Source organism: Deinococcus multiflagellatus (genome assembly GCF_020166415.1).
Lineage (GTDB): Bacteria > Deinococcota > Deinococci > Deinococcales > Deinococcaceae > Deinococcus > Deinococcus multiflagellatus.
The window spans coordinates 51,940-72,455 of the sequence record NZ_JAIQXV010000020.1 but is presented as its reverse complement, the minus strand read 5'-3'; the positions used below and the strand labels follow the sequence as shown (position 1 = coordinate 72,455).

The window sequence follows — 20,516 nt, the reverse complement described above, 5'->3', positions numbered from 1 at the left end:
ACCGGGCTGCAAGTGATTCGCGGTCTCGTGTCACTGTGAATCCCCCAGAAAGAGCTCGTGCAGACCCGCCTCTGCGCAGGCCTCCCGGAACTGCGCGATGGCCTGTTCTACCGCGCGGTTGATGGTTAGGGCATACCGGGCGCCCACCCGTCGTGCGAGGCCGCCTGCGGCCAGCCGGTCCAGCGCTTCATCTGCGGCGTGCCACTCCAGCGCTGGCCCGGTCCTGGCCATGCGCGCGCAAACGCCCTGCACGCTGGACGGCTCGTCCCGAAGGGCCAGGATCAGGCGCAATTCGTTCAGTTGCATGGCACGGCATCCCAGGCACGCAGGTACGCAATCAACGCGGCGACACCCGGGTACCGGTTGAAGTGCTCGCCTCGGCGTTGTCCGGGCACAGCCAACTGCACTCGCCAGCGCCGCTCCAGGTACAACACCTCACCACTGACGATGCACCGCACAGGCTGCGGCTCCGTGAGGTACATGCGGAACGACCCGCCCCGTGCGTACACCCGCTCCGTGATGACCGTCAGCAGTTTCCCGCAGCAATGCTCCGAAAAGCCGCACCCCATGCGGGGCGCGATATCCACATAGTCGTCACCGGCACTAACCTCCCACCCGGGCTCCGTGCAATCCGCACTAAGCAGGATCTCGGTCCGCTTGACCTCCTCGCCGTCTCGGACATTGGCCAGAAGCTCCAAGAAGTGGTCGACGTGCTCCTCGGCGAGCTTGATGAGGTTGGTATTCACACTGGCGCCTCGGTGGGCTGAGGCGCCAGATAGGATGCCACCTCTTCGACCATGCTGGCATCCAGCGCCAGCAGCGCCTTCTCCGCCTCCCAGTGGGCCGCCGTGTGTTCCCGGTGGCCACGGATCATGGAAGCCACGAGCCGCAGGATGCGGCCCGCCTCCAGCCGGAGCGCCTCCTCTGTGCAGGGCAGACAGAACGCGGTCTCGCCGTCCTCGGTCCAGGTGGCGTGGTCGTGGCACACGGTGACGTCACAGACGCTGCAGGTGTTGAGTTCCGTGGGGCGCGCCTCATTGCACGCGGCGCAGTTCGGTGTGGATTCAGTGGTCATTGGGCCTCCAGGGCACGGATGAGCGCAAGGGCAAAGGCGTAGACGGGCAGGGAGGGGAGACCAGCGGCATACAGATCGTTCAGCGATACCGTCCACTGCAGGCGGTCCCAGTCACCGACCAGCGCCCGAGCGGCCCCACACTCCCAGTACCGGTCGCGGGCCTCACACTCCTGGCGCAACGCGCCCTCCAGCAGCCCGATCCGATCAGGGGACAGGGTGGACGCCTCGCCACTTCCCAGCGCGTACCAGTTCTTTGTCTGTCCCACTGGTCCGGTACGCCAGAACACACACACGGAAAACCCGTCCGGGCCTCGCTGTACCCGATCAGGCACGAGTTCGGACAGTCGGTCCAGGGCGGCCGGTAGGGATCTGTACGTCACCGTTGTATTTGTCGGATTCGTCATGCCGGCACGCTGCCTTTCGGGATAAAGCCCCTTGCATCAAGGAATTTCACGCTGAGGGTGGTCATCGGTACGGCACGGACTCCCTTCATCACGGCCTCCGCCTTCTGAGCAGCGGCCATGCCGTCGTAGGCCTTGATCAACAGCGCCAGGCCCATGACCACCTCAAAGGACTGACCGTTCCCCTTGCCAGTGGCCAGGTAATCGCAGCAGATCTGTGCGCAGGCCACCCGCTCCTGCGTGGCTGGGCAAGGGCCGGCCAGTTGCGCCAGGGGCGAGAGGAGTGGTTGATAAATGCGGGCCAGCGCCTGCAGGGTGGCCAGCTCCTCCGGCGTGAGTGCTTCCCAGAAACCGGGCAGACCGATCACGGGCCCTGTCATACCGCCACGCCCTTGGCGCGCAGCTGCGCCTCAACCTCTGGCACCGTGTCTGGGCCGAGTTTCATGAAGCCCTGGCGCCCCGTAAACGTGATGGGGTGGTCGAACCGCACCCCGTCGCGCACCACGAGCGCCTGGGCCCCGTCCTCGTACCAGTCGCTGTGGTGCCACTCCACAAAGTCAGAAACGGTCACCACGCCGATCAGGGCCCCCAGGGCACACTCGTGGCGGGGGTAGGACCGGCCCGTTTTCATACGGATAAAACGGAAGCCGCGCATGTCGTAATTGCTTTTGCTGGCGTGGATGACCAGGCGCTGGCCCGGCAGGCGCCGCGCGATGGCCTGCAGCGCGGGCGCGTTGTGCCAGTGGCGGTTCTCCAGCGGCTTCAGCCCGTCGACCAGCGCAGACGCCCAGGGCTCCCAGACGCTGATTGCCCACCACTCGGCCTGCGGCTTCACGCCGCCACCGCTTGGCGCAGCTGCGCGACCTGGGCCGCTGGCGTGGGATACGCCGCCCGCCACGCCTGCACCGCAACGTCGGGAATGCCGGCCTCCAGATGCAGGGTCTGATGGCTCACCGTGCCCGCGCCGTGGCCCTGGGCCAGCAGGTAGGCGCGCAGGCTGTGCGCCTCCAGGTGCGAGGCCAAGGTCACACGTTGCGGGGCTGGTGCCGGTGTGACCAGCACTGCCTGATCCCGCGCCTCCAGTTCCTGGTTGAGATGACCGACCAGGGCCTGTGCATTCTTCAGGTCGGCCTGCAGGCGGCGGCGTTCCTCGTTCCAGGCCCGCTCCCGGGCCACCGTGGCGTCGCGCTCGCGGCTCAGCGTGGCCCGCAGTTTCGCCTCCTCGGTGGCCGCCTGCGCCCCCCGCTGGTCCAGCAGGGCCTGCAGCTGGTCCGCGCGGCGCCGCTCTGCCGTGGCGTCGGCCTGGGCCCGCTCGGCGGCGCCGGACATGAGTTCACGCTCCTCGGCCAGCGTTTCTTCCATCAGGCCTTCGAGCCGCGTGGCCTCGGCCGCCACCTGCTCGTTGACCATCTGCAGCAGCATGGACATGGCGCGGTCCTCGGCGTCAATAATGCGGGAGCGGAGCAGGTGCACCTCTTTCTCCACGCGCTGGCGCGTGAGGTGCAGGCTGTCGCCCGCCTGGTGCAGGATGCCCACTTGCACCAGCAACTCGCAGTACAGGTCGATCCCCAGGAGCACCAGCACCCCGCCGGCCCGTTCGTACATGTCAGGCCGCAGCTCGCGCAGCAGTTCGCTCGCCAGCTGCGCCAGCACCCCCTTATCCCGCATGGAGAAGGTATCGAATTTCCGCTGCAGCGCGGCGTGCTTGTCGGCGTCCGGGGTCGGTGCACGCGGGGGTGGGGGAGGGACCGTCTGGGCCAGCACCTGGGACGCGGGCCGGCGCAGGAGAGTGCCGCCAGGGCGAGAGGCCAGAAACTCATTCAGGGTGTTCGATACGAAGGGGAGGGCACTGGATGTCATGGGGTCTCCTCAACAGGGGGCATAGGGGTGAGGCGGCCGTCCTCCAGGCGCCTCACGAGCTTCAGGGCCAGGCAGTGCGCGATGGTGACGTCACTGCGGGCCAGGGACAGGCCGAAACCGCGCAGGCGGCCTGCAAGCAGGGCGTCACTCATGGGGCGGCCGTGGACGTCGAGCAGGTACAGCAGCCGGTCGCGTTCTTCGGGTGCGGCGTCAGGGATGGTTAGCCCGTAGCCGCGTTCTCTGCGTTGCACCTTCCCTTCGCGCAGAAGGTCTTTCAGGGGGGATCTGACCAAATCAGGAGCGACGCCTAGGGCGATGCTGATCTCCGCAGGCTGCCAGCAGCGAGCCGGCTCAGCCTCTAACAGTGCGAGGATGCTGGCGCGGCGGCTCATGGCGGGCCGCCGAACAGATCGGGCATCTCGGCGGAGGCCCCGTCGCTGGGCGCCCACTCGCGCACCACGCCCGCGCCTTTCCCTGAGACGGCCACTGCGACCCGCTCTCCAGCAGGCAGGGTGAGGTGGTGCGTGACCCGGGCCAGCCCCAGCAGGGGCATGGTGCCTTCGGTGCCGACCGGAGGGAGGGGCGCGGTCACGAAGGCGCCCCTTCAGGCTGGGCCGGGCCGCGCAGGCCTTCGGTCTCTTCCCAGACCACGGTCACCGCGTGATCAAACGCTGCTGCCCGCGCCTCGTTGCCCAATCGGCGGGCCTGCTCGGCCAAGTGGTGCAGGCGCTGCTGGGCAATCAACATGCGCGTCAGGGCGACGAACTTCACGGCGGCCGCCGGGGACAGGGGCGGGGTGGGCGGCATCTGCGGTTCGCCCAGGACGTCCAGTGCCGCGCGGTGCCGTGCCGCCACGTTCCAGAGGCCTGAGATGACCCGTTCGGCGTCCATGCCGGGGCCGCTGAGCACCGCCTCGAACACTGGGTTGGCCACGCCGTCGCCGATCGGCCCCTGCGCATGGAACACCACCACAATGGTGTCCCCCCGCTGCTCCAGTGTTTCGAACCGCGTGAGGATGGGTGCCAGGGTGGCCTGCCATTCTTCCAATGGCTTGTGGAACCCGGCTGTCACAGCAGCCTCCGGACATATTCCAGCAACTCCTGTGCCTGCAGGCCCTGAAAGTGCTGGGCGATGCGTTCCTGCACCACGGCGCTCACGGCGCGGTTGCCAGAGCACAGCACCTCCTCGTCAAACCGCACGATGTCCAGGCCCTGCACGATGCCCCCCCAGTACTCATCCACCGGCACGCCAAACACCTGCTCAAACTGCCGGTCCAGGTGCGCCACCCGCGCGCACGACATCAGCCGGCCCTCTTGCGCAGCGCGTCTCGCAGGTGCTGCTGGCTCATGTGTACGTACACCTGCGTGGTTTTGATGTCCTTGTGCCCCAGCAGCTGTGCGGTTACGTACAGGTCGCCCGTGGCCCGGTACAGTTCCGTGCCTGCGGTGTGCCGCAACGCGTGCAGGCCCCGCCACTCCACCTGCATCAGCGTGCAGACCTCCTGCATCCGTTCGCGCAGCTTGTGGTAGGAGCGCCACAGCAGGGCCTCCCCGGCCGGCTTCACTGGCAGGGCCCGCAGCGCCGTGGCCAGCTCGTCGGTCAGGGGGACGATCCGGCTCTTGTTGCCTTTGCCATGCCGCACCACCAGCTGGGCCTGCACGAAATCGACGTCCTGGTATTCGAGCGCGCACATCTCTGCCGCGCGCAGGCCCGCGTGGGCCCCCAGCAGCACCACGGCGCGCACGCGGGGGTCTGGCACGTCCAGCAGCCGGCGCACGTCCGCTTCCGGGTAGGGGTGGCGAATCGCCGCGTCTTCCAGGTACGGCACGCGGGCGGTGTCCCAGGGGCAGGGGATTTCCAGCCCACACCACCGGGCCGCGCGGTACAGATGCTTGACCGCGACGACCCGTACGCGGACGGTGGCACTACGCTGCCCCTCGGCTTCGAGCGCGCGCATGAACAGGGCACCGAACTCATCGCCGGGTTGCACGAGGCTGAGGCCCTGGCGCTCGCTGACCTGCACGAGGATTTTCATGCTGCTGCGGTAACTGCGTTCGGTCTGCGGACTGATGCGGGTGCCCTTGGCGCCCTTGAGTTTCAGATAGGCGATCAGGAGGTCCTGCAGGGCCGCCACGTCGCGGTCGCGCAGGGCGCGCAGACAGGCCCGGCGGCGGGCTTCCGGGGTCAGCGTGCCCCAGGTGCGCACTTCGGCCAGGGCGTCCTGGCGGTAGAGCACGATGGCCGTCGTGCTGGCTGCCCGGTCAGAGGGGGTCATTGCCGGTCTTCTCCGTATCGAGGTCCTTGAACTTTGTGAGCAGGGCCCGGCCCTCATCGGACAGGACGTCCTGGGGCACGGCCCTCAACACCCGGAGCAGATCCTTGACGTCCCCTAGCAGGACGCGCGACTGGTCGAACAGGTACACCTGGTCGCGCCAGTACTGGGCCTGTGTGTGAAACGGCGGGCCTCCTGCGCCGGGCACCTCCAGCGTGATTCTCAAGGCTGAACTGGCGGCTCCGAAGCTGATGTTCTGAAGGTTCAGACCGACTGGCTCAGGGTCATGAATGCTGCGGGGTGGGAGACTCGGCGCCGACAGGGTGCGCAACTCGGGCAGCGCGCCACGGCGGGCGTCCTGCGCCGCGCCCGCCAGGGCCGTGAGGATGCCTTGCGCCGCGTGACGGTTCTTGCTGCTGCTCTTTTCCAGCTGGCTGGACGCGACAAGGGCGTCAGCCGCCAGGAGTTCCAGCGTGGTGTCGTCCAGCAGCGAGGGGCGGGGTTGATCGGTCATGGGTTCACGTCCTTGGCCCACACGAGGCCTTGCAGGGAGAGGGGCGGGACGGCGTTCAGGATCTGGAGTGCTTCACCGGGCAGCCAGGCCGCGTTCTTGCCCCGGGCCACGGTGTCGGCGTGCTCCTGCAGGCGCGACCGGGCGCGGTGCAGGGCGGTCTGGGTCGCCCAGTACCGGTCGGTCCAGTCGCGGCCTGGGCCGTCCAGCAGGGGAATGAGTTGCTCGGCGTGGGCACGCAGGGCGGTGGGGGTGACGGCCCCACCCACCTCCAGGCCCTGGGCCAGCACGATCAGGTTCTGCAACTGCTCGCGCAGGGTGAGGTGCGCGTCGATCAGGGCGCGGCCTTCGGGCAGCGCCGCCAGCGCGTCCCAGGGGTGAGGGGTGGCGGTCATGCGGCGGCCACCCCAGCCAGGGCAGCAATCCAGCGCCGCTCATACTCGTTCGCCCTGTCCCAGCCGCGTTTCCACTGGCGCATGCGGTTCTGATCGTCGCGACGGCACAGCTCCATTCGGGCGGTCCATCCAGCTTGAAACAGGGCGGCCGCCTTTGGCGTGGCGACGTGGGCGATGACCTCCCCGCCCGGCAGGGCCAGCGCGAGGCGTTCAGGCTGACCAGGGATGGGGGCGGGCCAGCGAAGCAGGTCAGGCATCCGTGACCCTCGGGCGGGACAGGTCCGTGATGAGGGGGCGGGCCTGGAACAGCACGGAGAGCGTCGTCACCACCCCCATGCCCACCCCCTGCACCTCGTCGGTGGATGGGGACCGGGACACTGGGCCGCTGACCGCCACCAACTGAAATCGGTTAGTGAATGCCACCCGCAGGCGCACCGGCACGTCGGTGTTCAGCCCGAAGGACAGGGCGAAGGCTTGACTGACTGCGGTGTTGGCCAAGGGTTTAAACGTCGAGGACTCGAACAGGGGGCGCAGCCGCTCGGGCAGCTCGACGTCGAACATCACCTCGCAGGTCTTCTCAACCGCTGGGGGAGGAGTGGGGACGCCTGCCATCACGCCCCCCTCAGCGAGCGGGGGAGGAACCCAGCGGCCGCGAGGCGGGGCGCTTCCTCCAGCAGGATGCTGCGCAGGTATCCGGGTGTGGTGTCGTCCCGGGTGCCCAGATCCGCGTCGTCCCAGATCTCCGCCACCGCCTCGTCGTTGCAGGCCTGCAGGTAGTCCGCGTCCAGCTGCCACGCCGGCAACCCCCCACGGCCCGTGGTGCGCACGTAATCGCGGCCGGAGAAGATCTCGCTCTCCGTGACCATCTCCATGCAGGCCGCGTGCAGCAGGGCCTGGTGCAGCTCGTCTGAGAGGCTGGCCAGCGCGGGCAGCAGTTGAGGCAGCACCATGGCTTCCTTGATCTCCGCGCTGACGGCGAGCACGTCGCCGCCCCGGAGCGTCAACAGGCCGTCCAGCTGGCGCACCACTTCCACAAACGCCAGGCGCAGCCCGTCACTGGTCGCCCGGATGTAGCCCTGCTCCAGCACGCTCAGGATCATCAGCCGCTCGGCCAGCACCCGGGACGCGGCCATCTCAGCCAGGACCCGTGCTTCGAAGATCTCCGCAGCTTCGTCGTCATCCGGGTATTCCGGCTCAGCGTCGACAGGGGCCGCAGGTATGGGCGTGGCCACGCGCTCGCCCGCTGGTGCAGGGGCCTGCCCGGCGACCGGCGCTGGTATGGACGAAGGGGCAGCGGCCACCGGCGTCTCGTGCACGGGCACGGGCTGCGGCGCGTCCAGCCGGAGGGCAATGTCTTTCTTGCTGTACTCGGCGCGCCGCAGGTTCGTGAAGCGGGTCAGTTCTCCCGTGCGGTTGTTGATCCAGTAAAACACCCCCGTGGCCCCCGCCACGCCCCGGTCGTAATTCCAGGTCAGCTGCTCGGCACGGGCATCGACATCGGCAAACGCGGCGCCGTCCCGCACGTCCTGTTCCGCCAGGGCCGTCGCGTGCTTGAGCTGGCAGCGCAGCGCCTCGTCAAAGTCCATGAAGTAGGCCGGGAAATCGCCGAACAGGTCCGCGTCCCGCACCTTGCCCGCATACCAGTCCAGCGGGAACTTTGCGTGCTTCACCAGGAACAGATGCCCCAGCGCCGCCTTCTTCACGTCGGCCACGCCGACCTGCCCGTGCTTCAGGTGGCTCTTGTACACGCTCTCCTGCACGGCGGGCGAGGCCAGGGCCAACACCTCAGCTGCAGCGATGGGCAGCCGGCGATCGTCGAACATCTGGCGGGCCGGCCCGGTGAGGTGCCGGGAAATGTCGATCATCCGCTGCACCGTGCGCGGGGTCTTCCCGAACAGCTGGGCGATCTGCTCCACGGTGTAGCCCTGATCTTCCAGGGCGGCGTACCCGTTGGCGGTCTCCAGCGGCGACATGTCGTTGCGTTCGACGTTCTCCGTCATGGCCTGGGCGACCAGCTCACGGTCAGACAGCTCGTCCACCCGCGCGGCCACAAGGTAACTGGGCGGCACGCTCAGCGTCTCGCGGGCCTCGCCCTCCCCCACCTCCAGGCCCTTGACCAGCAGGCCAATGGCCCGCCAGCGCCGCTCACCCGCCGCGATCTCGAAAAAGCCCGGACGGGTGGGGTGCGGGCGCAGCTGAATGTTCTGGCGCAGGCCGTTGCGGTAGATGCTGATCGCCAGCTCCCTGAGGCGGTCCAGGTCGAAGTGCTTGCGGGGGTTGAGGGTGCTGTTGACGATCTGGTTCCAGGGCAGCTCCTGCAGGCCCGTGCGCAGCGGCGCAATCTCCGGGACGGGGAACCGGGCGGGCGCTTCGGCCGGTGCTTCACTGGTGGCCTGGACCGGGTCAGGCGCCGCCTGCGGGCCGTCCACAGGTAACTTCTTCGCTCGGCCACGGCAGGTGCGGCAGGCGTCCGCCAGCAGCGCCTCGTCAGTGCGGTCGTCGTTGATCACGGGCTGCGCTGGGTCATCTGGCAGCCCACACAGCAGCTCACCGTCCTGGCGCCAGTGGACCTTGCCGCCGCCGAACTTCCGCATCCAGCCGTTCAGCAGCGTGGGCGCTGGGGCTGCTTCTGGCGCGGCGGTGACCACGAAGCGCAGCATGTTGCCGACGTGCCCGCCGCCCACTTTCCCGTCGTCATGGCGCACCCTGGCCGCGTGGGGCTTGTCCTCCTCGGTGTAAAAGCCCGTGATTTCAACCGGCGCGTCCTTGGGGGAGCCCGAGAACCAGACCCGGTCGCCGACGGCGAGGTGGGGCGCGACGGTCAGGACCTCGCGGGGCAGATCAAACCGCTTGCCGTCCAGATCCCGGGCCACGTTGTATTTCTGGTCTGCGCCGCGCCCATGCGGCTTTCCGCTGGGGACGGTGCCTTCGCCGGTGGTGCCGTCCGGGAACTGGGCCCGCACGCGGTAGGTCTGTGCTACTTCGGCAGCAAAGGCCTCGGCGTCCTGACGTTCGCGCGCCTTGTCGCACTTCGCGCAGCGCCGCCCCTTGAAGTCGGTCGGGTCGCTGCCCACGACGGGGGCGCCGCCCTTCGGGATGTACCGGCCGCACAGGGTGGACTGGCCATCGCCCCAGTGGGCGAGATGGCTGCCATTGGGGAACATCCAGCCGGTCGCTGGGCTACTGGCCTGAGGGGCCGCCAGGGCCGCGTCCAGGGCCTCTTCCGGCACGGGGAAGGGCATGTCCTCTTCCACCGGCAGCCCGGTGCTTGGCAGGGGCTCTGCGGCCACCGCGACGGGTGGTGTTTCGGCAGGCCCCTCCGGCGCGACCTGGGCGCCAGGGGCCTGTCCCCGAGCACGGATCGCGGCCCGGCATTTGGCGCAGGCCTGCCCGAACCAGCTGGCATCCCCCATGCTCGTTCCCAAGAGCGGGGTGTCCGAGTGGGTGCCTGGGCGGCACAGCAGCGTGCCGCCCTCCCGCCAGTGCGGCCGGCCGCCACCTGGGGTGGTCCGCACCCACCCGTCTGCCGGCACCGGCTTTGGCTCGGCGGGTGCCGGCGCCTCAGCGGCCTGCCGGGCCTCCTCCGCCCGCCGCTCGGCGGCACGGGCCACCGCTTCCGGCTTGACCTGCACGAGCTGCGGCTCCCCCACCTCCGCCGGCAGCGCGAGATCCTTGCACATCTCCGGCAGGGCCGCGCGGCGCACCACCAGCACGCCCGGCAAGGGGGTGTGTGCGGTCTCCCCGGGTGCGTCGACGCGCTCGCAGGAGAACACGTCCAGCTCTTGGGCAGTGACGCGCCAGAGCCCAGGCCGCAGCGCGAGCAGCACCTCGTCGCCCAGGGCGAGGGGGGCCCGGGGTGGCAGTGCAGTGGGCGTGCAGTATTCGACCGGCACTTTGATATGCCCGGTGCCGTGCAGCAGCACCGTCGCCACGTCGCCCGCCAGCGTGCCGATGGCGCCCCAGACGGTCTGTTCTTCATGGGAGACCAGCACGTAATGCCGCTCGGCCAGCTGCGGCACTAGTCCAGCCGGCAGGGTGGCTGGGGGCAGCGTGGCCACCGTGGGGGGTGAGGCCAGAGCCGGGATCTGGGACGTGGCAGCCTTCCGGCGCGCGGGCTTGGCAGGGGTGGGTACGGGCATGGCAACCTCCAGCGGTTGGGTCGGGGGCACGGGTGGCTCGGTGGGCGTAGCGTCCAGCAGCGCGCTGGTGGACACGGTCCGGCAGACGAAGCTGCCGTGGCGGGTGCGGGGCGCGATCCACAGCTCGACCAGATCCGGGCGGAACGTCAGGTCTGGCCAGTGGCGGCCGTATTCCTGTTCGACCGGCAACAGGCCAACCACGACTGCGTCATGCACGCCGGGCGCCTCAAAGGTCTGCTTGTTGGTCGTGTGGACCTGGACCTTCTGGCCCAGCGTCCAGGTGCGGCCCTGGGCATCCGTGATGCTGGGAATGGAGCGGCCCGCCAGGGGCACGGCCAGGCTCAGCGCGCCGCCGTGGCCCACGCCGCCTGCGTTGTAGTTCCGGCCGTACACGTAGGGCTCGCCGTCGCGCCGGTAGGCAATCCGGATCTGCTTGACCCGTTCCAGGTCGGTCTCGACAGACGTGACCTCCGTCAGGCCCACGCTGTGCGGGTAGTGCATCACGACCAGGTCGCCACGCTGGGGCAGGCTCGGCAGTTCAGCGGTCACTGCGCTCACCCGCCCAGTACTCGTAGCGGCGCCCCTGGCCCCTCACGCCCGTCGTGGACCGCGACTGAATCAGGCCCATCTGGCAGAGGTAGTAGGCATACCCGCTGCACCGCTTGAGCACGAGGCCCGTCTCGTCGGCCAGCTCCTGAGTGGTCATGGGGACGCCCGGCAGTTCGTGCAGGGCCGCGAGTACCCGGTACATGTCGCTGCCCTGGCGCACGGTCTTCATGCCCTTCACCGGCGTCACCGCCGCTACCACCGGGGGCAGGGAAGAGGCGCCCGTCACCGCTGCCCCCGGCCAGTGCGCAGGGCGTCGAGCACCCGGGCGCGCGCGTCCGGACTCAGGGCGCGGAAGGCGTGGTAGCGCGCCCAGGCGGGGGTGCCGGCCTCGAAGGTCCGGCACCAGTTCGCGCCCCCCATGACCGCGACGTCCCACAGGCCCTGGCGGGTCACAGTCAGCAGGACCACCGGGCGAAAGGCAGCCTCGGTGAGCTGCAGGGGCGGGCAGCGCCCGAAGCGCTCCCGGCACAGGCGCAGCCACTGCAGCAGCCTCACGCCCCCACTGCCCGGAAAGTGGTGGCGGGGCGCCCACCCTGGCTGTCCGTGTGGCCGCAGCGCTGGATCAGCCCCCGGCGCAGCAGCGACTGCAGCAGACTCCAGATCACGGTGCGGGACAGGCTCATCTGCCGGCACAGTCCGGGCAGGGTGACGCTCTCACGGCGGGCCAGGGCATGGATGGCGTCAAGTCGGGCCTCGCGCAGCCCATCGTCGGCCTGGCGTGGGTACTGGTTGGGGCGCGTCACGGTGCACCTTCCCCCGCCCGTGCCGGGCGCGTCCGGCCCCGAGTCCCTTCCTCCTCGGTGAAGCGCGCCCGGAACTCGGCCAGCGGGTAGACCAGGCTGTCCCGGGGCCGGGGGCCCTCGCCGATAAAGACGACCAGCACCACGGGCTCACCGCCGCTGGCGAGGTGCGACACCATGTCGACGGCCGCGAGCCCATACCGCTCGTGAATCCAGAACGAGCCGATCTCGGGCGTGGCTGGGTCGTTCTGGTAGCCCATCAGGGCGCCGTTCAGCACCGGCACGATGGCCGCCGCCGGACTGATCTGGCTGAGCCGGGCCAGGGCCGCACCCTGGTCACCGCCCGCGAGCGGCACCGGAAAGGTCAGGGTGTAGTCCAGCGAGAGATGGACCCTCGCGGTGTGGGCGTCCACGTTCGTGCGCAGGTGGACGTCACAGGTCGAGTCCAGCGCCGTCACGCCCAGACCTCCCCACAGGTGCAGCTGGCCAGCGCCTGGGCACAGACTGGGCACTGGTCCGCCCCGTGGCCGCCCAGGTCCTCGTCATCCGGGCTCGGCGCCGCCTGATCATGGCCCTCGCCGTACCAGCGCAAGACCGCCAGCGCCCGCTGCGCCATGCCGAGGGTGGTGCCGTTCGGCGCGGTGCCCTCCGGCAGCGGCACACCGGCCAGCGCCTCTTTCAGGCTGGGGCCGAACCAGCTGGCGCGGCTGTGGCTGTACGAGCCCAGCACCGGCCCCATCAGGTCGTGCTGCAACTCGGGCTGCCAGTGCGTAAAGGGCAGCAGCGGCAGATCGTTGGCCCGGGCACTGCGGTTCAGCGCCGCCTGCACAAACGAGGCGGGCCAGCACACTACGTCGAACCCAGGGGCCAGCAGCTGGCCCAGCCGTTCGTGCACGAGACTGAAGGGCACGCCCTGGGCGAGATGATCAGCGGTGAGGCCGTGGTACGCCTGGGCGCCGTGCTCAATGCGCACGTCCGCGCGCACCACTTCGTCCAGCAGGACAGTCCCGTCCCGGTCCAGCACCACGGCCGCGATGACCTGGGCGTGTTCGTAATGCTGGGTGCTGATCGCCAGCACGCGCAGGGTCGGCGAGGCCGCCAGCCGGGCCAGGGTCGCCCGGCTGGCCTGGGCCTGTGAGGCGGGCACGCAGCTGCTGCACAGGTCGGGCCCCGCCCAGCTGCAGCCCTCCTCGCAGCCCCAGGCGTCGGTGCACAGGCAGATACGGCAGTGCCGGGCCCCGCTCAGCCGCACGTACTCGGCGCGCAGGGTGTGCTCGTCGGCGCAGGGGCAGAGCACCTCGGGAAAGTTGGGCAGGGGCGTGATCAGGCCGGCCGCCTGCCAGGCCTGGAACAGGCTGGTCTGCTGCTCAGGGCTGAGGCTCTCAGCGTCGGCGAACGTCTGCGCCTGGGTCAGCCCCAGGTTCTGCATGAGGACCAGGAAGGCGTCGGCAGCGTCGCGGTTCGGGAGGGTCAGGGTCATGGGACAACTCCAGTGGGGGAGAGGGGGCTCAGAGCAGCTCGTTCAGGTGTGCGTCGTGGGCGTGATCGCGGGCACTTTCGTAGGCGGCCATGACACAGGCGGTTTCGGTGCCTTCGGCATGCGTGCCGTCGTGGCCACCCGGGTGCAGGAGGCGCAGCGCGAGGTGGGGCTCGGCGCCCAGCCAGCGCAGGGTGTAGCCCCGGCGTTCCAGGTCCTTGATCTTTTTGTTAGGCCGCTCGTTGTGGGCCAGCCACGGGGGCGACTTCGCTGCGCGGGCCTTGCGCACCTTGGCTTGACAGCGGGTGCAGGACAGGGCCTGCTCGCCAGTGGTGACGGTGGAGGTGCGGGGTGGCAGGGGCAGGCGGGTGCCGCAGATGGTGCGGGCCGCGCCTGCCTCGCGCAGGTGGACCGTGCCGCTGGGCACGGTGACGTACTCGGCAGGCCACGGGAGGCCGTGGCGCTCGCCCAGGCGCTGGGCCGCATCCCGGGCCACCCCGGCGGTCAGGGCTTCAATCTGGCTCACGCCTCGGCCTCCGAGTCCGCGACATCCCAGAACGAGCCCCGGGCGTAGAGCGACAGCGGGGTGGGCAGACTGGGGGTTGGGGCGAACTGGTGACGGGTCCGGCGCACCTTGACCCTGCGCCTCGGGCGCAGGCCGGCCTCGGCCCGAAGGGCGGCGCTGTAGTCGTTCCAGCGGTCGTATCCGGCCTGCAAGCTCAGCTCGTGCAGGCAGTCGGAGTACAGGACGGGGTGCCCGCCCTGGGCGTTCAGGGTTTCCATCATGGCTTTGGCACGGGCCTTTACGGCCTGCATGGCGGGGGGATCATGACGGTTCACGCCAGGGCCTCGCGCTTTGGGATGCGGGTGAGCTGCGAGACCGGGCACTCGTAGGCGTCACTCTGGCCCAGCACGAACACCCGGAAGTCGGGGCCTTCTGCCTCGGCGTAGTCGTCCACGATCACGCCCAGCGCCCGGTCCAGCCGCTCGCCGGTGGTGTCGCACTCACCCGTCACCCGCACGCAGTCCCCGAGCTGCAGGTCACCGCCCACCCGTGTGAGTTGCTCGCGGGTCCAGCCGTGGCGGACGCGCTGCACGGAACCTTCCAGCACCACGCTGTACAGGTCGCCTTGCGGGCGCGCCTCTCGTTTGGTCACCACGCCGCGCTGGCCCCCCGCCGTGGTGATCTCGTCGCCCAGATCCAGCAGGGGCCGGCTCACGGCTGGACTCCGCCGATGTTCACGATCAGGGCAGGCTCGCGCAGGGTCTGGTCCACCAGCTCGGAGATGGCGATCAGGTGGCCCTGGGGCCGCCAGGACGTGAAGGGCATCTGGGGGTGCCAGTTCAGGCCCTCGTGGTGGGCCAGCAGCGCCCCTGGGCTGTCCAGCACCGCCACGTCGCGGCGCAACTGGTCCGGCGACCAGAGCCCCAGGGCCATGCCCAGGCGCATCGGCAGGATGTGCCGGTGCGTGGCTTCGCCGTACCGCATGGCCCCGGCGCAGTACCGCGCGCGGCGGTCGTCGGTGCGGATGCCGCGCGCGGACGTGGTTTTGTGACACATGAAGGGCACGCCATGCGCCTGCTCGTCAATGATGTGCTGCACCCGGGCGCGGCCCAGGAACCCGGGCCGGTCCTTGCGGAACGGGCACTCGGGGCAGGGCCGCGCCAGCCCAAAGACCGCCCGCACGTCGGCGTTGCTGCGCAGGGGCTCGAAGCGGCTCACGCCTGTCCTTTCCCTCGGCACTGCCGGCAGGACAGCTCGGGAATGCCCTCGCGCACACAGCTGCAAAGGGGGCGCAGCACGTAGCGGGTCCCGCACGCCGTCAGCACGCCTACGGGGCTGAGCACGCCACCTGCCCGCGCATCCTTCCGAACGTGCCGGCACCGCCGCCCTGCCGTCCGCGCGATGGCCAGGATCAGGTCCTGGGCCTGCCTGGAGCTCAGGGCCTGTGTCACGCGGGCACCGTCCGCGCCGCCTGCTGGGCCCGGCGCCGCGTCACCCGGGCCAGGGTGGGGCCGTGGCTGGCGCGCTGCGCCCCCCACACCATGAGCAGTACGCTCAGGCCCAGCAGGAGCCACAGGCTCAGTGGCGCCGCCGCAAGGGTTTTGTACTGATCAAAGCTGCCGCTGACCATGAACACCAAGACCAGACCAGCAAACGCACGGCCAGTGCCCGCATCCTTGCGGGTGATGGGGGCCGTGCAGCGCGCGCAGAACCCAGGCTGCGCAACAGTTGCGGTCTGGCAGCCGTCGCAGGGAAAGCCGGCGGGCAGGTCGCGGGTGCGCCGGTCGGCTTCGACCAGACCCAGCTGGCGGAAGGCCTGCTGCTCGGCAAGGCTGCCGCGCTGCGTGTCGTACAGCGCCGCCCAGGTCTGAAAAGCCACCTGACGGCGGGTAAGGGGACGAGGGGTGGACATGGTGACCTCCTTGGGGGCGCCACAGCGCGGGCAATCGGTATGGGTAAGAGGTACTGGCGCGTGGCAGCGGGGCTGGCGGCACCAGGTGCTGGGCACCCAGCCGCCGGCCAGCGGCGCGGGGAGAGGGCGGGTCACGCCTTACCCCCGCCCCGATACACGGCCAGGCCCAGCCCCTCGGTGAACTTGCGGGTGCTCTCAGCGGGCGCCGGCACGGTGCCCAGATCGGTGTGCAGCTCGGTCGCCACGCGCCGGCTCATGTTGGTGATGACCCGGCCTTCACCGGTGGCGCGGTTCCAGGTCGTGTCGATGTGGATGCGCTCGTCTTGCAGTTCGAGCACGGTCTCACGCGGGTCGGTGCTGATCAGGGCCAGCCGGCCGGTGAGCAGCAGGGTCAGGAAGCGCAGCCAGGTCACGGCCGCGCCTCCAGCTGGCAGTTGGGGCAGCGGTCCCCCGTGACCAACTCCTGGCAGTTGGCGCACTGGCCACTGGGCACGGCCAGGAAGGTCACGCGGCTGCAGCGGCCATCCAGCGCGTCGGCACGGCGCAGCAGGGCCCGGGCCCCCTCGCGCAGCGCCTCAGCCTCGAAGTCGGGCACGAGATCGGACAGGGTGGCGGGCACGAAGGTGCCGGCGCGCTGTGTCCGGGCGGTCACTGCCCACGCTCCAGCGCCTGTTCGGCCGGCGTGCCGAAGGTGTCGCAATGCATGCACTGGTCAAAAGGGTCCAGCGCTCTCCCACAGTGGCGGCAGCCCTCGGCCACATAGGGCATGGTGTCGCCGTCCTCGGGATCACTGCTGGCGGCCAGCAGACTCTTCAGGCAAGAAGCGCAGTAGTCGTCACCCTTCACGGCGGGGGCGGTTTCGCAGTCCTGGCACAGGCCGCGCTCACGCAGCTGGCGCTGGTGTTCGGCCTGCTGGGCACCTTCGCAGCTGAAGCACAACTCGTCGGGGCTGGCCACCACGGCGGCGCCACAGCCGCCTGCGCAGAGAAAGTCGCCGCTCATGCTGCTGCCGCCCGCACGGTTCCGAAGTCGGGGCCGAACGCTTCGACGGCGGCCTGGAGGTCGCGCTCAAACTCGGCGCGGCGTTTCTTATAGCTCTTGGCTACGGCGGCGGGCTTGCGGGTGAGGCGCTTGGCCTGCAGGGCCCCATCTGCGTTAGCGGTGACTTCAACGCCCATATTGCGCAGGGCGATAACCACACGGCTTCCCAAACGCAGTTGGTCCTGGTTGCTGGTGCCGCTGGCTGGACGACCGTCAATCCAGGCAAGCGCGTCTGCGAACGCTGCGAACTTGGCGGCGCACTTGGGGCCCACGGCGCCGATCAGGGGCACGTCGAAACCTTCCTCAGTGCTCAGGGGGAGGCTGCAGCAGGCGCAGGCCAGAGCGTAAACTTTGGGGAAGCGCGGGGAAGCGCGGTTTGGCTTAACGCTGGGGTTGTGTATCATCGCGGTGGCTCCTTTGCCCCTGTTTGCTCTGTTGATTTGCTCGCCAGCGATCTAGAGCAGCAGGGGCGGGCCCTTTTTGGGGCTTTACAGATGTGCAGGTGTGGCGAGCGCCACAGGCGCTCGCCACTGGAACTCGAGCGTGCGGCGGTGCACGTTCACCTTGGTGGACTTGCGACACTCCACAACGCCCTCAGCGCTGAGGGCGACTGCGGCACGCGCGCACTGGCGCTTGTTCAGGCGTCGGCCCAGGCGGATGGAAATGTCTTCAGCGGTGAAGGCTCGCTGGGGCGCGGATTCGAGAACTTTGCGGACTTGAGCGACGTGCAGGGCGGGCTTCATAGGTCACCTCCTCTGATGGGGAGTTGGGCATGCCTCCCTCTTGTGCCTAATGTACCCCTGGGGTACATTAGTCGTCAAATCGTTTCGCAGGAGAACATTAGGAACGGGAACCCCATCGGGGGGGAGGGGTAAATACCGTGGGAAACAGTGCCGAGCTGTGCGAAACTGCTAATTCGTTAATGCTGAAGCGTCTTGCTCTTGACAGGCCATTCAGTGCCCTGGAATGGGAGGAGTCCTTGGCGACTTACTCCTGGCAGCAGGTTGTAGCGCGGGTCTCCGAGACTGATCCCAACGTCACATCCCTTCGCCTGCTCGCCACCCTGGCGTCCCGAGACGACGAGGAAATCGTGCCTGTCCTGCAACGCCTTGACCGAAATGAGGGGCTGGCTCGCGGTGCTCGCCTTCTGGCACTCAACGACCTAAAGCGGTACGCGGACGTGGTAGCAGAGGCCCATGACACGCACCCCAGGGGTACATCAGATGTGGACCTGTTTGACGCCGCGACCGCCTCGTTCGCCGCTGGCTTGGCGTACAGCGTCACGGGCCGGATGGACCTCTCGCAGATGCACCTGCATGCCGCGCTTCTACTTGCCAAAGGTCTCGGCCTGAAAAGCCGCCAGCAGATCTACGCTCTGGAATACGAAAGCATTCGCGCACGTCGCGGCGAGGGCAACCTTACCGCCATTCAGGCAGCAATGGACCTGCACCCCATGGGGGTCCAGCGGCAAATCCACGCGCACCGAATCATGGCCGACGTGGCGCTGATGTCTGGCGACTACCACCTTGCCCTCAACCTGACTGGCCCAGATGATGTCCGTGGCCTGGTCGCCACAGCACTGCTGGGTGGCGAAGTGGTGCTGCCCGAGAAACTCGTGCGTCTCAACAGTCCCTACGCTCAGCTGGCCGTAGCGCTTGCCGATCCGACAGCTCCGGTGCCCGGGGCACTCGACGTCGACCCGTTCGCCAGTTATGCGCGCCTGCTAAAGGTGATGCGGATGATGTCAGAGCCGGGTGGCGAGGACCAAGCAGGCCTGATCCTGCATAGCCTGGATGCCAAGGGAGCGGATCAGAAAATCCTACAGGCGGCGCTGATCTTGAGTGCGTATGCGCAGGGGGCCCGGGTCATGAGCGACAGCGCGACTGTGGCTACGCTGCTGCGTGAGGGCCTGCAGGGCCTGACGCATCGGCGACCACTGGCACACTACTTGCGCCAGCAGATGCCAGAATTGCTGATGATCCTCGCGCACCTTCCGGGCGCCCCTGTGGAATGGACAGAGCTGGTGACCACGGTGCCCCTGTTCGTCGGCAACGCGGTGCGCTTTGAGGGTCGCGTGTATGGCCTGCCCGGCGAGATCGGGAGCGGCATCCTGGCCCGCGAGATCCAGGGCCGGCGCCCCGTCACGGTACATTCCATGAAAACCTGGCGGTACACCAAGGCGTGGGAAGCATTGCCCATCGCTGGATACCAGCCTGTCTCCTTAGTCCGGCTAGCGCGCGCTGTGCACTGGCTGTCCCGACATGAAGGGGGGATGGCGAATCAGACGTGGAAGACGGCGCTTGAATCGTTGGTCGGAATGGCGCGCGGCACAGAGGTCACCGACGTCTTAATGAGCCTAGTTGACCAGGGGGAGAAGTAGAAAAGCAGGCGCGGAGTGAATAGGCTGAAGGCGTGCAAAAGACAAATATCCTGACCGCCTTAAGTCTTTCCATACTCTTGAGCGTGGCTTCGGCGACCACAAGTTCTGGCACATTGGCGACCGCGCCTACGACGAATACCCGCACCACCAGTCCAGCACCCACCACGCCTCCGCCGGCGCCTGGGGGCACACTCCCTGGCGGCGGCGTATCAACGGCTGACAGTGATGGCGTTGGACCCTGCGGCGGTTGCTAAAATCTGTCTAGACAGATTGGTGGCAGCGATGTGGCAGTGATGTGGTTACAACGTGGCCCGAAAGTGGCAGCAGCAATGACAATTCCGGGCAGCAGAACACTCGGTCATCACGTACTTTCACAGTGTGAGCAGCTTGCGTCTCCGCTCTCCAATCCCTTTTCGTCATCTTGGAGCATTCAAGGCCGCTGTCCCCGACGCTGAAGTACGCTTCGAAGAACACCGGTATTGGCATGCTTACCTGCCTACGCAGGCGCGGCTTATGGCCGCGATCGAGGTCCTCGCCCACTTGAAATACGGACCCCCGCAAACCCACCATGCACCTGCGCTGACGGGTGAACCGCAGACGGCGGCAGAGCGTACAGCTCGCCGTCCACCGTCACAATCTGTAGACTCTCTGTATCGTTGTGGTCGGTCAGGACTTCTAAACCCTTTCCTGCAGGCAGAAACATATGGCCCAGTAATGGCGCTGTAGTCAGCGGAACGGCACCGAGCTCGGCGTCGACTTGACGCGTAACGGTGCCGTCCGGTGATTCGAACGCGCGCCATCTGTGGCGCAGGTTCACAGGGATATTTAGCATCTCCCAGGCCATCTCAAGGGGCAGGGAAAACGCGGCCAGCAAGCCACTGATCGTGTGAGGATCGGCGTCCAGAATGGAGTATTCCTTCTGGCCGCCTTTCGTCATGTCGTATCCACGGATCAGGCGCCGCAAGTGAGACCGGGAGATCCCAGATTCCCGTGCCACCTTGACCATTCCCCCGTTTTCCTCAACGAGCCAGGCAAGCATTTCCCGGCGCTGAGCCTCGTTGGTTACGTTTGGGGGTCGGTTTACTTTCGCCACGCTGCACCTCTGGTTCCCGAGCACCTGCTGGTGCCGCTGGGCCACTCTTAACGTCACATTAGTAACGCAGGGGGACATTATCAACCGTATTAGCCCGGATGTGGTG

General features: G+C 68.5%; 34 protein-coding genes. 1 reads left to right on the top strand and 33 read right to left on the bottom strand.

All coding sequences use genetic code 11. The features are described from left to right. Positions 1 to 30 precede the first annotated feature (30 nt). The 32 genes from K7W41_RS19010 to K7W41_RS18855 form a co-directional block, all read right to left on the bottom strand. A complete protein-coding gene (locus K7W41_RS19010) occupies positions 31 to 306 on the bottom strand; it encodes a hypothetical protein (protein WP_224611836.1) in 276 nt (91 codons plus the stop codon). Next, on the bottom strand, positions 297 to 746 hold the full coding sequence (locus tag K7W41_RS19005) for a hypothetical protein (RefSeq protein WP_224611835.1): 450 nt from the start codon (positions 744 to 746) through the stop codon (positions 297 to 299). The genes K7W41_RS19010 and K7W41_RS19005 overlap by 10 nt, the downstream gene beginning before the upstream one ends. Continuing rightward, on the bottom strand, positions 743 to 1,075 hold the full coding sequence (locus tag K7W41_RS19000) for a hypothetical protein (protein ID WP_224611834.1): 333 nt from the start codon (positions 1,073 to 1,075) through the stop codon (positions 743 to 745). The genes K7W41_RS19005 and K7W41_RS19000 overlap by 4 nt, the downstream gene beginning before the upstream one ends. Then, positions 1,072 to 1,341: a hypothetical protein gene (locus K7W41_RS18995; protein WP_224611833.1), complete on the bottom strand. Its 270-nt coding sequence runs from the start codon at positions 1,339 to 1,341 to the stop codon at positions 1,072 to 1,074. Before K7W41_RS18995 ends, K7W41_RS19000 begins: the two co-directional genes overlap by 4 nt. Positions 1,342 to 1,475: 134 nt before the next feature. After that, complete coding sequence (locus K7W41_RS18990; protein WP_224611832.1) at positions 1,476 to 1,844, bottom strand: hypothetical protein; 369 nt, start codon at positions 1,842 to 1,844, stop codon at positions 1,476 to 1,478. Positions 1,845 to 1,852: 8 nt separating this feature from the next. Continuing rightward, positions 1,853 to 2,311: an ASCH domain-containing protein gene (locus K7W41_RS18985; RefSeq protein WP_224611831.1), complete on the bottom strand. Its 459-nt coding sequence runs from the start codon at positions 2,309 to 2,311 to the stop codon at positions 1,853 to 1,855. Further along, positions 2,308 to 3,336: a hypothetical protein gene (locus K7W41_RS18980; protein ID WP_224611830.1), complete on the bottom strand. Its 1,029-nt coding sequence runs from the start codon at positions 3,334 to 3,336 to the stop codon at positions 2,308 to 2,310. The genes K7W41_RS18985 and K7W41_RS18980 overlap by 4 nt, the downstream gene beginning before the upstream one ends. Continuing rightward, positions 3,333 to 3,728: a hypothetical protein gene (locus K7W41_RS18975; protein ID WP_224611829.1), complete on the bottom strand. Its 396-nt coding sequence runs from the start codon at positions 3,726 to 3,728 to the stop codon at positions 3,333 to 3,335. The genes K7W41_RS18980 and K7W41_RS18975 overlap by 4 nt, the downstream gene beginning before the upstream one ends. Continuing rightward, positions 3,725 to 3,928, bottom strand: coding sequence for a hypothetical protein (locus K7W41_RS18970; protein ID WP_224611828.1), 204 nt, complete (start codon positions 3,926 to 3,928; stop codon positions 3,725 to 3,727). The genes K7W41_RS18975 and K7W41_RS18970 overlap by 4 nt, the downstream gene beginning before the upstream one ends. Further along, positions 3,925 to 4,407 (bottom strand): hypothetical protein, encoded by a 483-nt coding sequence (locus K7W41_RS18965; RefSeq protein ID WP_224611827.1) that lies wholly within the window; start codon positions 4,405 to 4,407, stop codon positions 3,925 to 3,927. Before K7W41_RS18965 ends, K7W41_RS18970 begins: the two co-directional genes overlap by 4 nt. After that, the gene (locus K7W41_RS18960; protein WP_224611826.1) at positions 4,404 to 4,637 is read right to left on the bottom strand and encodes a hypothetical protein; all 234 of its coding nucleotides are present in this window, start codon (positions 4,635 to 4,637) and stop codon (positions 4,404 to 4,406) included. The genes K7W41_RS18965 and K7W41_RS18960 overlap by 4 nt, the downstream gene beginning before the upstream one ends. Continuing rightward, positions 4,637 to 5,611 carry a tyrosine-type recombinase/integrase gene (locus K7W41_RS18955; protein WP_224611825.1) on the bottom strand — a complete coding sequence of 325 codons (975 nt, stop codon included), beginning with the start codon at positions 5,609 to 5,611 and terminating at the stop codon, positions 4,637 to 4,639. The genes K7W41_RS18960 and K7W41_RS18955 overlap by 1 nt, the downstream gene beginning before the upstream one ends. Beyond that, a complete protein-coding gene (locus K7W41_RS18950) occupies positions 5,598 to 6,122 on the bottom strand; it encodes a hypothetical protein (protein WP_224611824.1) in 525 nt (174 codons plus the stop codon). Before K7W41_RS18950 ends, K7W41_RS18955 begins: the two co-directional genes overlap by 14 nt. Beyond that, positions 6,119 to 6,514 carry a hypothetical protein gene (locus K7W41_RS18945; RefSeq protein WP_224611823.1) on the bottom strand — a complete coding sequence of 132 codons (396 nt, stop codon included), beginning with the start codon at positions 6,512 to 6,514 and terminating at the stop codon, positions 6,119 to 6,121. Before K7W41_RS18945 ends, K7W41_RS18950 begins: the two co-directional genes overlap by 4 nt. After that, on the bottom strand, positions 6,511 to 6,771 hold the full coding sequence (locus K7W41_RS18940; RefSeq protein ID WP_224611822.1) for a hypothetical protein: 261 nt from the start codon (positions 6,769 to 6,771) through the stop codon (positions 6,511 to 6,513). Before K7W41_RS18940 ends, K7W41_RS18945 begins: the two co-directional genes overlap by 4 nt. Beyond that, positions 6,764 to 7,126 (bottom strand): hypothetical protein, encoded by a 363-nt coding sequence (locus K7W41_RS18935; RefSeq protein WP_224611821.1) that lies wholly within the window; start codon positions 7,124 to 7,126, stop codon positions 6,764 to 6,766. The genes K7W41_RS18940 and K7W41_RS18935 overlap by 8 nt, the downstream gene beginning before the upstream one ends. Further along, positions 7,126 to 11,202, bottom strand: coding sequence for a ParB/RepB/Spo0J family partition protein (locus tag K7W41_RS23745; RefSeq protein WP_224611820.1), 4,077 nt, complete (start codon positions 11,200 to 11,202; stop codon positions 7,126 to 7,128). The genes K7W41_RS18935 and K7W41_RS23745 overlap by 1 nt, the downstream gene beginning before the upstream one ends. After that, positions 11,192 to 11,488, bottom strand: a complete 297-nt coding sequence (locus tag K7W41_RS18925) for a hypothetical protein (RefSeq protein ID WP_224611819.1) — start codon at positions 11,486 to 11,488, stop codon at positions 11,192 to 11,194. Before K7W41_RS18925 ends, K7W41_RS23745 begins: the two co-directional genes overlap by 11 nt. Then, positions 11,485 to 11,757: a hypothetical protein gene (locus K7W41_RS18920; RefSeq protein ID WP_224611818.1), complete on the bottom strand. Its 273-nt coding sequence runs from the start codon at positions 11,755 to 11,757 to the stop codon at positions 11,485 to 11,487. The genes K7W41_RS18925 and K7W41_RS18920 overlap by 4 nt, the downstream gene beginning before the upstream one ends. Then, the gene (locus K7W41_RS18915) at positions 11,754 to 12,005 is read right to left on the bottom strand and encodes a MarR family transcriptional regulator (RefSeq protein ID WP_224611817.1); all 252 of its coding nucleotides are present in this window, start codon (positions 12,003 to 12,005) and stop codon (positions 11,754 to 11,756) included. The genes K7W41_RS18920 and K7W41_RS18915 overlap by 4 nt, the downstream gene beginning before the upstream one ends. Next, complete coding sequence (locus K7W41_RS18910; protein WP_224611816.1) at positions 12,002 to 12,460, bottom strand: hypothetical protein; 459 nt, start codon at positions 12,458 to 12,460, stop codon at positions 12,002 to 12,004. The genes K7W41_RS18915 and K7W41_RS18910 overlap by 4 nt, the downstream gene beginning before the upstream one ends. Further along, positions 12,457 to 13,482 (bottom strand): 3'-5' exonuclease family protein, encoded by a 1,026-nt coding sequence (locus tag K7W41_RS18905; RefSeq protein ID WP_224611815.1) that lies wholly within the window; start codon positions 13,480 to 13,482, stop codon positions 12,457 to 12,459. Before K7W41_RS18905 ends, K7W41_RS18910 begins: the two co-directional genes overlap by 4 nt. A 28-nt stretch (positions 13,483 to 13,510) precedes the next feature. Beyond that, positions 13,511 to 14,005: a hypothetical protein gene (locus K7W41_RS18900; RefSeq protein ID WP_224611814.1), complete on the bottom strand. Its 495-nt coding sequence runs from the start codon at positions 14,003 to 14,005 to the stop codon at positions 13,511 to 13,513. Continuing rightward, positions 14,002 to 14,295 carry a hypothetical protein gene (locus K7W41_RS18895; protein WP_224611813.1) on the bottom strand — a complete coding sequence of 98 codons (294 nt, stop codon included), beginning with the start codon at positions 14,293 to 14,295 and terminating at the stop codon, positions 14,002 to 14,004. The genes K7W41_RS18900 and K7W41_RS18895 overlap by 4 nt, the downstream gene beginning before the upstream one ends. Before the next feature lie 20 nt (positions 14,296 to 14,315). Continuing rightward, positions 14,316 to 14,699, bottom strand: a complete 384-nt coding sequence (locus K7W41_RS18890) for a hypothetical protein (protein WP_224611812.1) — start codon at positions 14,697 to 14,699, stop codon at positions 14,316 to 14,318. Next, positions 14,696 to 15,202, bottom strand: a complete 507-nt coding sequence (locus tag K7W41_RS18885; protein WP_224611811.1) for a hypothetical protein — start codon at positions 15,200 to 15,202, stop codon at positions 14,696 to 14,698. The genes K7W41_RS18890 and K7W41_RS18885 overlap by 4 nt, the downstream gene beginning before the upstream one ends. Positions 15,203 to 15,431: 229 nt before the next feature. Continuing rightward, complete coding sequence (locus tag K7W41_RS18880) at positions 15,432 to 15,896, bottom strand: hypothetical protein (RefSeq protein ID WP_224611810.1); 465 nt, start codon at positions 15,894 to 15,896, stop codon at positions 15,432 to 15,434. A 131-nt stretch (positions 15,897 to 16,027) separates the two neighbouring features. Beyond that, positions 16,028 to 16,309, bottom strand: a complete 282-nt coding sequence (locus K7W41_RS18875; RefSeq protein WP_224611809.1) for a hypothetical protein — start codon at positions 16,307 to 16,309, stop codon at positions 16,028 to 16,030. Continuing rightward, positions 16,306 to 16,548 carry a hypothetical protein gene (locus K7W41_RS18870; protein WP_224611808.1) on the bottom strand — a complete coding sequence of 81 codons (243 nt, stop codon included), beginning with the start codon at positions 16,546 to 16,548 and terminating at the stop codon, positions 16,306 to 16,308. The genes K7W41_RS18875 and K7W41_RS18870 overlap by 4 nt, the downstream gene beginning before the upstream one ends. Further along, complete coding sequence (locus K7W41_RS18865) at positions 16,545 to 16,898, bottom strand: hypothetical protein (RefSeq protein WP_224611807.1); 354 nt, start codon at positions 16,896 to 16,898, stop codon at positions 16,545 to 16,547. Before K7W41_RS18865 ends, K7W41_RS18870 begins: the two co-directional genes overlap by 4 nt. Further along, positions 16,895 to 17,227 carry a hypothetical protein gene (locus K7W41_RS18860; protein WP_224611806.1) on the bottom strand — a complete coding sequence of 111 codons (333 nt, stop codon included), beginning with the start codon at positions 17,225 to 17,227 and terminating at the stop codon, positions 16,895 to 16,897. The genes K7W41_RS18865 and K7W41_RS18860 overlap by 4 nt, the downstream gene beginning before the upstream one ends. A 198-nt stretch (positions 17,228 to 17,425) precedes the next feature. After that, entirely contained in the window at positions 17,426 to 17,680 is a 255-nt protein-coding gene (locus tag K7W41_RS18855) for a hypothetical protein (RefSeq protein WP_224611805.1), read from the bottom strand. Between the two features lie 179 nt (positions 17,681 to 17,859). Between K7W41_RS18855 and K7W41_RS18850 the strand changes: the two genes are divergently transcribed. Next, positions 17,860 to 19,317, top strand: a complete 1,458-nt coding sequence (locus tag K7W41_RS18850) for a hypothetical protein (RefSeq protein ID WP_224611804.1) — start codon at positions 17,860 to 17,862, stop codon at positions 19,315 to 19,317. A gap of 511 nt (positions 19,318 to 19,828) precedes the next feature. On the opposite strand, the gene K7W41_RS18845 is transcribed toward K7W41_RS18850, so the two are convergent. Next, positions 19,829 to 20,254: a hypothetical protein gene (locus K7W41_RS18845; RefSeq protein WP_224611803.1), complete on the bottom strand. Its 426-nt coding sequence runs from the start codon at positions 20,252 to 20,254 to the stop codon at positions 19,829 to 19,831. Between the last annotated feature and the right edge of the window lie 262 nt (positions 20,255 to 20,516).

Bases quoted from the DNA above. Each gene is read 5' to 3' on its own strand.
- K7W41_RS19010 (WP_224611836.1), bottom strand. From the start codon at position 306: ATGCAACTGAACGAATTGCGCCTGATCCTGGCCCTTCGGGACGAGCCG.
- K7W41_RS19000 (WP_224611834.1), bottom strand. From the start codon at position 1,075: ATGACCACTGAATCCACACCGAACTGCGCCGCGTGCAATGAGGCGCGC.
- K7W41_RS18980 (WP_224611830.1), bottom strand. From the start codon at position 3,336: ATGACATCCAGTGCCCTCCCCTTCGTATCGAACACCCTGAATGAGTTT.
- K7W41_RS18975 (WP_224611829.1), bottom strand. From the start codon at position 3,728: ATGAGCCGCCGCGCCAGCATCCTCGCACTGTTAGAGGCTGAGCCGGCT.
- K7W41_RS18960 (WP_224611826.1), bottom strand. From the start codon at position 4,637: ATGTCGTGCGCGCGGGTGGCGCACCTGGACCGGCAGTTTGAGCAGGTG.
- K7W41_RS18955 (WP_224611825.1), bottom strand. From the start codon at position 5,611: ATGACCCCCTCTGACCGGGCAGCCAGCACGACGGCCATCGTGCTCTAC.
- K7W41_RS18950 (WP_224611824.1), bottom strand. From the start codon at position 6,122: ATGACCGATCAACCCCGCCCCTCGCTGCTGGACGACACCACGCTGGAA.
- K7W41_RS18945 (WP_224611823.1), bottom strand. From the start codon at position 6,514: ATGACCGCCACCCCTCACCCCTGGGACGCGCTGGCGGCGCTGCCCGAA.
- K7W41_RS18940 (WP_224611822.1), bottom strand. From the start codon at position 6,771: ATGCCTGACCTGCTTCGCTGGCCCGCCCCCATCCCTGGTCAGCCTGAA.
- K7W41_RS18935 (WP_224611821.1), bottom strand. From the start codon at position 7,126: ATGGCAGGCGTCCCCACTCCTCCCCCAGCGGTTGAGAAGACCTGCGAG.
- K7W41_RS18905 (WP_224611815.1), bottom strand. From the start codon at position 13,482: ATGACCCTGACCCTCCCGAACCGCGACGCTGCCGACGCCTTCCTGGTC.
- K7W41_RS18895 (WP_224611813.1), bottom strand. From the start codon at position 14,295: ATGCAGGCCGTAAAGGCCCGTGCCAAAGCCATGATGGAAACCCTGAAC.
- K7W41_RS18880 (WP_224611810.1), bottom strand. From the start codon at position 15,896: ATGTCCACCCCTCGTCCCCTTACCCGCCGTCAGGTGGCTTTTCAGACC.
- K7W41_RS18865 (WP_224611807.1), bottom strand. From the start codon at position 16,898: ATGAGCGGCGACTTTCTCTGCGCAGGCGGCTGTGGCGCCGCCGTGGTG.
- K7W41_RS18855 (WP_224611805.1), bottom strand. From the start codon at position 17,680: ATGAAGCCCGCCCTGCACGTCGCTCAAGTCCGCAAAGTTCTCGAATCC.
- K7W41_RS18850 (WP_224611804.1), top strand. From the start codon at position 17,860: ATGCTGAAGCGTCTTGCTCTTGACAGGCCATTCAGTGCCCTGGAATGG.
- K7W41_RS18845 (WP_224611803.1), bottom strand. From the start codon at position 20,254: ATGACGAAAGGCGGCCAGAAGGAATACTCCATTCTGGACGCCGATCCT.